This is a genomic window from Cellulomonas biazotea (assembly GCF_004306155.1).
In the GTDB taxonomy this organism is placed as follows: domain Bacteria; phylum Actinomycetota; class Actinomycetes; order Actinomycetales; family Cellulomonadaceae; genus Cellulomonas; species Cellulomonas biazotea.
In genome coordinates, this window is sequence record NZ_BIMR01000077.1 from 20,186 (window position 1) to 28,164 (window position 7,979).

The 7,979-nt window shown below is 76.7% G+C and carries 5 protein-coding genes; 2 read left to right on the forward strand and 3 right to left on the reverse strand.

Features of this window, described 5'->3' with window-relative positions; translation table 11 throughout:
- The first annotated feature begins 74 nt into the window (after window positions 1–74).
- The gene (locus CBZ_RS06510; RefSeq protein ID WP_130780768.1) at window positions 75–2,381 is read left to right on the forward strand and encodes a DUF6055 domain-containing protein; all 2,307 of its coding nucleotides are present in this window, start codon (window positions 75–77) and stop codon (window positions 2,379–2,381) included.
- A gap of 71 nt (window positions 2,382–2,452) precedes the next feature.
- Here the strand turns inward: CBZ_RS06510 and CBZ_RS06515 are convergent, their stop codons facing one another.
- Complete coding sequence (locus CBZ_RS06515; RefSeq protein WP_130780769.1) at window positions 2,453–4,291, reverse strand: phospho-sugar mutase; 1,839 nt, start codon at window positions 4,289–4,291, stop codon at window positions 2,453–2,455.
- A gap of 123 nt (window positions 4,292–4,414) precedes the next feature.
- Window positions 4,415–5,266, reverse strand: a complete 852-nt coding sequence (locus CBZ_RS06520) for a purine-nucleoside phosphorylase (protein ID WP_130780770.1) — start codon at window positions 5,264–5,266, stop codon at window positions 4,415–4,417.
- A gap of 65 nt (window positions 5,267–5,331) precedes the next feature.
- On the opposite strand from CBZ_RS06520, the gene CBZ_RS06525 reads away from it, so the two are divergent.
- Window positions 5,332–6,798 (forward strand): NAD(P)H-quinone dehydrogenase, encoded by a 1,467-nt coding sequence (locus CBZ_RS06525; RefSeq protein ID WP_130780771.1) that lies wholly within the window; start codon window positions 5,332–5,334, stop codon window positions 6,796–6,798.
- A gap of 257 nt (window positions 6,799–7,055) precedes the next feature.
- On the opposite strand, the gene CBZ_RS06530 is transcribed toward CBZ_RS06525, so the two are convergent.
- Window positions 7,056–7,979 (reverse strand): endonuclease/exonuclease/phosphatase family protein (locus tag CBZ_RS06530; protein ID WP_174768638.1); only part of this gene is annotated, 924 nt, incomplete at its 5' end.

Sequence of the window (7,979 nt, forward strand, 5' to 3'; positions counted from 1 at the left end):
GCGCGCCAGCGCACGGTCGCGTCGCGCTGCCTCCCGCGCGACGGTGACGCCCGACGGGAGGGGACACGCGCGGCATGGCCCGGATCGGACGCGCCGCGCTCGTCGCTGCCCTCGTCGTGCCCGTCGTCGCGGGCGGTGCGGTCGCCGTCGCGATCGCCAGCAACGACACCTCGAAGCCCGTCGTCGTCCCGGAGACCTGGGAGCAGGCGTGGCGCGACGGCCACGTGCGCGAGGGCGAGGACGTCGTGCTCGCGTGGGGCGACCTGCCCGGCGCCGACCCGACGCGCGCGACCCTCGACCTGCGGTTCGACCCCGCGCGGGCGGTGACCGCCCTCGACGCGCTCTACGACGTCGACGTCCGCGACCTGGCCGTCGCGGCCGAGGACGGTGCGATCGGCAGCCACAAGGTCGTCGTGGTTGTCGAGGGCACCTGGTCGGAGGGGCCCGGGTCGGCCCGTTCGGCGACGACCGCGGTCGCGCACGGCGGGCTGTCGGGCGGGTCCCGCGGCGTCAGCGGCGCCGTCGACGACGGCATCGGCGTCGTCCGGACGGGGGTCGCGGCGCTGCCCGGTGCGGGGGGCGTCGACGTGCCCGCACCCTCGTGGCCGCTGGCACGCGGCTTCGCGGAGATGGTCCAGGAGTTCGCGCAGCGCGAGGCCCCGCACGGGCGGCTCGCCGCCGACTCGGCGGGCGCCTTCGCCGACGCGTCGGCCGCCTACGTCGCGACCGTCGGCGCCGCGGAGGGCATCGGTGACCCGTCGGACCTCGTGCGCAGCCCCTGGCTCCCGTGGTCGAGCGCGCGGCTCGGTGACGGCGGGTGGCTGCTGCTGCAGTACCTCGCGGAGCGCGACGGCGACGGGACGGTCGCGCGGATCTGGCGCGGCGGCGACGGCACGCAGACGGCGCTCGACGCCTACCGCGGCGGTGCCGGCCTCAGCCAGGTCGCGCTCAACCGCCGCGTCACCGAGTACGCGATGCGCACCGTCACGTGGGACCTCGGCGGGTCCCGCACGCTCGCCGACGCGGTCGCCCAGCTCGACCCCGTGCTGCTCGCGGGACGCACCACACCGCTCGACGCCGTCCCCGACGACCCCGGGCACTACCGCGTCCCCGAGGCGTTCGCCCCCTCCGACTACGGCTTCAACCTGGTGCACCTCAAGCCCGAGCGGGTCGGCGGCACCGTGCACGTGCGGCTGCGCGGCAACAGCACGGCCGCCGACGCCGGCTGGTCCGTCGGCTTCGTCGCGCTCGCGGGCGACACCGCCCGGTACAGCCCCGTGACCGAGGGCGACGACGAGGAGCTGCAGTTCGCGCTCCGCGAGGGCGAGCAGGACGTCTACCTGGTCGTCGTCGGGACGCCGTCCCGGACGCACACCATCGACTCGGCGCGCGGGTACGGCGACGTGCCGCGGTACCCCTACGAGCTGCGCGTCGCCGGGGCCACGGTCGCCGACGAGACCGCGGCCACGCCGGCCGCGGGCGGGCACCGGCACGCCAACGGCGGCGGCTGGGTCGACGACGCCGCGCGCGTCGACGAGGACGCCTACGTCGGGCCGTACGCCGTCGTCCGGGGCGACGCCCGCGTGAGCGGCACCGCCCGCATCGAGGGGCGCGCGTGGGTCGAGGGCGGCGCGGTCGTCGAGGGCGCCGCGGTCGTGCGGGACATGGCGGTCGTCCGGGGCGACGCCCGGCTCGGCGGGTCGGTCGTCGTCGGCGGCGACGCGGTCGTCGCGTTCGACTGCGACGCCGGCACGTACGTCGCGTACGCCCCCGAGCGGACGTGCGACGGCCGGGACGCCGCCCCCGACCGCAACGAGCCCGCCCAGCCGCTGCCGCCCGAGGCGCTGGCGTTCAGCGACCCGACCCTCGCACCGCCCGTCCCCCCGGTCGTCGTGGCCCCGGACGACGAGCCGACGGCGTCCCCGACCCCCGGCGCCTCGGCCACCCCGACGCCGCCCGGGACGACCACCGCACCCCCCGTGGCACAGGGCCCCGTGCCGCCCCCCGCCGACGACACCGGTGCGGGCGGCGTCGCACCGCCGGAGCCCGTCACGGCCGGCGGCTGCGCCGCGACGTACCGCGTGACGACCTCGTGGGAGGGTGACGGCAAGGCGTGGTACCAGGCCGAGGTTGCCGTCACGGCCGGGACCGCGGGCGTCAACGGGTGGGCGGTGTCCTGGACGCTGCCGGGGTCGAAGAACATCACCGCCGTGTGGAACGCGCAGCTCGGCACCAGCGGACCGAGCGTCACCGCCGAGAACATGTCCTACAACGGCACGCTCAAGGCCAACGAGACCGTCGTCTTCGGGCTGCAGGGCTCGGCGCCGTCCTCGGACGTCGCCCGCGCGGTGCCCGAGGTGCGCTGCACGCAGACGCGCTGAACCGCGCGCGCCGCCGACGAGGGCAGGCGCGGTCAGGTCCCGTCCGGTGGGGCGTCGGGCGGTGCGGCGGGCTAGAGGCCGAGCAGCGTCCGGACGTCCGCCGCGACGGCGTCCAGCCGGGTGCGCGCCACGCGCCGCGCGTGCCCCACGGCGTCGTCGTCCGCGCCCGCGGGGACGGGCTCGACGACCTCCAGGTAGCACTTGACCTTCGGCTCGGTCCCGCTGGGCCGCACGATGACGCGCGTCCCGTCGGACGTGAACAGCCGCAGGCCGTCGGTCGGCGGCAACCCGCCACGGTCGTCCTCGGTGCCCGCGGCGAGGTCCACGACGGACGTCACGTGCACGCCCGCGACCTGCCGCGGCGGGGCCGTGCGCAGGCGTTCGACGGTCGCGGCGATGTCCGCGAGGTCCGTGAAGCGGGCCGACACCTGGTCGGTGAGGTGCACGCCGTGGTCGCGCGCGAGGTCGTCGAGCGCGCCGACGAGCGTCCGGCCCTGCGCCTTGAGCGACGCCGCGAGGCCCGCGACGACCAGCGACGCCGAGATGCCGTCCTTGTCGCGGACGTGCGCGGGGTCCACGCAGTAGCCGAGCGCCTCCTCGTAGCCGAACACCAGGCCGTCGACGCGGGAGATCCACTTGAACCCGGTGAGGGTCTGCTCGTGGCGCAGGCCCGCGCTCGTGGCGATCTCGCCGAGCAGCCGGGACGACACGATCGAGCTCGCGAGGACCGCGCCGTCTCCCGCCGCGCGCCGCGCGGCCAGCGAGCCGAGCAGCGCACCGGTCTCGTCGCCGTGCAGCATGCGCCAGCCGTCCGCGGCGGCCGTGTCGGGCCCGCGGTACGAGCGCGTGCGGGGGTCGCGGACGGCCACCGCGCAGCGGTCCGCGTCGGGGTCGAGCGCGAGCACCAGGTCCGCGTTCTCGTCGCCCGCGAGACCGATCGCGAGGTCGATCGCGCCGGGCTCCTCCGGGTTGGGGAACGCGACCGACGGGAAGTCCGGGTCGGGGAACTCCTGCTCGGGGACGACGAAGACGTCGGTGAACCCGGCCTCCGCGAGCACGCGCCGCGCGACCGTGCCGCCGACCCCGTGCAGCGGCGTCAGGACGACCCGCAGCCGGGCGGCGGCCGCTCGTGCCGCAGGGGACAGGTCGGCGAGCCCGACGACGGTCCGCACGTACGCGTCGAGCACGTCCGGCCCGAGCACCGTCCAGCCGTGGTCCGTGCGCGGCACCGACGCGACCGACGGCACACGGGCGATCTCCGCCGCGATGGCCGTGTCGGTCGGCGGCACGATCTGCGCGCCCTGGCCCGAGTCGGTGACGACGCGGCCGCCCAGGTACACCTTGTAGCCGTTGTCCTGCGGCGGGTTGTGCGACGCGGTGACCATGATCCCCGCGTCGGCGCCGAGGTGGCGCACCGCGAACGCGAGCACCGGCGTGGGCAGCTCCTCGGGCAGCAGCAGCACCTCGATGCCGACGGCCGTGAGCACGCCCGCGGAGTCGAGCGCGAACTGCGCCGAGTTGTGCCGGGCGTCGTAGCCGATGACCACGCGCGGCGGCGGGGTCACGCCGTCGAGCTCGCCGAGCAGGAAGTCCGCGATGCCGGACGCCGCGCGGATCACCACGGCCCGGTTCATGCGGTGCGGTCCGCCCCCGAGCCGCCCGCGCAGCCCGGCGGTGCCGAACTGCAGCAGCCCCTGGAAGCGGTCCGCGAGCTCCGACCGCGCGGCGGCGCGGGCGTCGATCGCCTGCCGCTGCGTCGGGTCGGGCTCCTGCCCCTGCTGCAGGCCCTGCGGCCCCGTGCGGGCCCGGGTCAGCAGGTCGCGCAGCTCCTCAGCCGTCCTGGGGTCGGGGTCGTCGTCGATCCATGCCTGCACCCGTCCCTCGAGCGCGGCCCACTCGTCGCCGGTCATGGGGCCAACGTACTGGCGTCCGCGGGGGAGCGCGTCGTCGAAGGTCCCGCACGCCGCGAGGCCGGGGCGTGCTGCCCCGGCCGTGGCGCTGACCTGCGGGCCCGGTGCCGGGGCCGACCCGCGTCAGACGCGCCGGACGACGTCCGCGAGGAAGGCGCTGATCCGCGGACCGGCCGCCGCGCCCGCCTCGAGCACCTCGGCGTGCGACAGCGGCTGCTCGCTGATGCCCGCACCGAAGTTCGTCACGAGCGACACCCCGAGGATCTCCAGCCCGGCGTGCCGGGCCGCGATCGCCTCCAGGGTCGTCGACATGCCGACCAGGTCACCGCCGATCCGGCCCGCCATCGCGACCTCGGCCGGGGTCTCGTAGTGCGGCCCGGGGAACTGCACGTACACGCCCTCGTCGAGCGTCGGGTCGACGCTCCGGGCGACGTCCCGCAGCCGCGACGAGTACAGGTCGGTGAGGTCGACGAACGTCGCGCCCTCCAGCGGGGACGTCGCCGTGAGGTTGATGTGGTCGCGGATCAGCACGGGTGTGCCCGGGCCCCACGCCGGGTTCAGGCCGCCGCAGCCGTTCGTCAGCACGAGGGTCTTGACCCCCGCCGCCGCGGCCGTGCGCACCCCGTGCACCACGCGCCGCACGCCGCGGCCCTCGTACAGGTGCGTGCGCGAGCCCAGGACCAGCGCGTGCTTCGGGGCCGCGCCCGCCTCGCCCTCGATGCGGATCGAGCGGATCGTGCCGACGTGCCCGACGACCGCCGCGGCGCTGAAGCCCGGGACGTCCGTCGACGCCAGCTCCGCGACCGTCTCGCCCAGCAGGTCCGCCGCGCCGCCCCAGCCGGAGCCGAGGACCAGCGCCACGTCGTGGTGGGCGACGCCCGTCGCCTCGGCGATGGCCGCCGCCGCCGCTCGGGCCACGTCGAACGGGTCGGTGGCGGGGTCGTCGAGGTCCGGGACGGCAGTGACGTCGGTCATGGTCGACAGGCTAACGCCCGCGCCCGACCGGTCCGCGCGCCCCCGGGCAGGCAGAATGGACCCCCGTGAGCACCGCGTCGCAGGAAGCCGACCGTCCCGCCGCGCCCCGTGTCGTCGTCGTCGGCGGCGGACCGGGCGGCTACGAGGCGGCGCTCGTCGCCCGCCGGCTCGGCGCGGAGGTCACCGTCGTCGAGCGCGCGGGCCTCGGCGGGGCCGCCGTCCTCACCGACGTCGTGCCGTCCAAGACCCTCATCGCGACGGCCGAGTGGATGACCATCGCCGACCGCGCCCCCGAGCTCGGCATCCGCCTCGACGGGATCGCCGCCGCCGGCGGCGTCGGCCCCGGCGCGGGCGTCGGGTCGCTCGTGCGGCACTCGATCGACCTGGGCGCCGTCAACGCGCGCGTCAAGGCGCTCGCCGCGGCGCAGTCCGCCGACATCCGCGGCCGCCTCGACCGCGAGGGCGTGCGCACGGTGCTCGGGCACGGGCGGCTCGACGGCCCGTCCCGGGTCGTCGTCACGACCGCCGACGGCGGGCAGGAGACGCTCGACGCCGACGTCGTCCTGGTCGCGACCGGCGCCACGCCCCGCGTGCTGCCCGAGGCCGTGCCGGACGGCGAGCGGATCCTCACGTGGACGCAGGTGTACGACCTGCAGGAGCTGCCCGAGAAGCTCGTCGTCGTCGGGTCGGGCGTCACGGGTGCCGAGTTCGCCGGCGCCTACACGTCCCTCGGCGCCGACGTCACGCTCGTGTCGTCGCGCGACCGCGTGCTGCCCGGCGAGGACGCCGATGCCGCGCAGCTCCTCGAGGACGTGTTCCGGACCCGGGGCATGACCGTCCTGTCCCGCTCGCGTGCCGCGGGAGCCCGTCGCGTGGGCGACCACGTCGAGGTCACGCTGTCCGACGGCCGCGCCATCGAGGCGTCGCACGTGCTGTTCGCCGTCGGGTCGGTGCCGACGTCCGGGGGGCTCGGGCTCGAGGAGGCGGGCGTCCGCCTCACCCCGTCCGGTCACGTCGAGGTCGACAAGGTGTCGCGGACGAACGTGCGCGGGATCTACGCGGCCGGCGACGTGACCGGCGTCCTGCCGCTCGCGTCCGTCGCCGCGACCCAGGGCCGCATCGCCATGTCGCACGCGCTCGGTGACGCCGTGAAGCCGCTGTCGCTGCGCGGGGTGTCGGCGAACATCTTCACCGCCCCGGAGATCGCGACCGTCGGGCTGTCCGAGGCGCGGCTCGCCGAGCGGGGGGCCGAGTACACCGTGAGCACCCTGCCGCTGTCCCGCAACCCGCGCGCCAAGATGCTCGGGGTCCGCGACGGGTTCATCAAGATCTTCGCGGCGGTCGGCAGCGGCACCGTGCTGGGGGCGGTCGTCGTCGGCCCGCGGGCCAGCGAGTCGATCTTTCCGCTCACGCTGGCCGTGACGCACCGCCTCACGGTCGACCAGGTCGCCGAGGCGTCGACGGTGTACCCGTCGATGTCGGGGACGATCGGCGAGGTGGCGCGCATGCTCCACCAGCGCACCGCGGACTGAGCCGGAGCGTCCGCGGAGCGAGCCGGAGCGCAGCGCACGGTGCGGGTCGCCGCAGGCGGCACGCGCCGGGAGCGGAGCGCAGGCTCGGTCCGCCACAGGCAACCGCAGGTGACCCACGGCCCCACCCGGTGACCCCAGCGCTCCCGCGAGTTCGCCGCTCCACGCCGAGCTCGCCGGTTCTGACCGACGAACTCGACCCCGCCTGACGACCTCGACCACGGCTGACGACCTCGACGACGAGGTGCGTGCCCCGCCGGTCAGTCGGTCGTGACCCGCCAGCGCGCCGTCACCGGGAGGTGGTCGGAGAGCGGAGACGTCCCGACGGTCGCCTCGGTGAACGTCACGCCCTGCCCGAGGACCCAGTCGATCCGGTGCTCGGGGTCGGGCACGGGGGACGTGAGGGCGGCCGGGTCGCCGACGGCGTCGACGGCGCTCACCCAGCCGGCGTCGGTGAGGACGTCGAGCTCGGGGGAGCCGGGGACGGCGTTGAGGTCGCCCGCGAGCAGCGCGGGGCCGGTCACGGGCTCGGCGGCGAGCAGGGCGTCGAGCTGGGCGAGGCGGGTCGGCGTGTTCGACTCCCGGTGCTGCAGGTGCACGGACGTGACGCGCACGGGTTCGCCCGCGGCGGTCGTCAGGGTCACGGACAGCGCGGAGCGGTCCTGCGGGCCGTCCCCGTAGGGCAGCGGGTGCACGACGACGTCGGTGAGGGCCGAGCGGGCGAGGACGGCGTTGCCGAACTGCTGGTCGGCGGCGGGGGCGAACCGGATCGTCATGTCGAGCCGGTGGGCGAGCCACGTCGCCATGTCCGCGCCGCCGCCGAACACCCAGCCGCGCTCGACCTCCTGCAGCGTGACGACGTCGGGGTCCTGCGCCTCGATGGCCCGCGCGACGCCCTCGAGGTCGACGGCGGTGGACGGCGCGACGCCGTAGTGCAGGTTCCAGTCGACGACCGTGAGGGTGCCGTCGTCGGACGCCTGCGCGGGGACGGTCGCGCCGGTCGTCGACCAGCCGCGGTCGCCCGCGAGGATCCCGACGACGGCGAGGACGAGCCCGGGGATGAGCAGCAGCCGGGCGGCGTTGACGCGGGCGGCGACGCGGTCGTCGGGGACCGCCGGGCCGGCGTCGGCCTGCTCGCCGCCCGCGGCGGGGGTGCGGCGGCGCAGGCCCGCGAGGGCGACGAC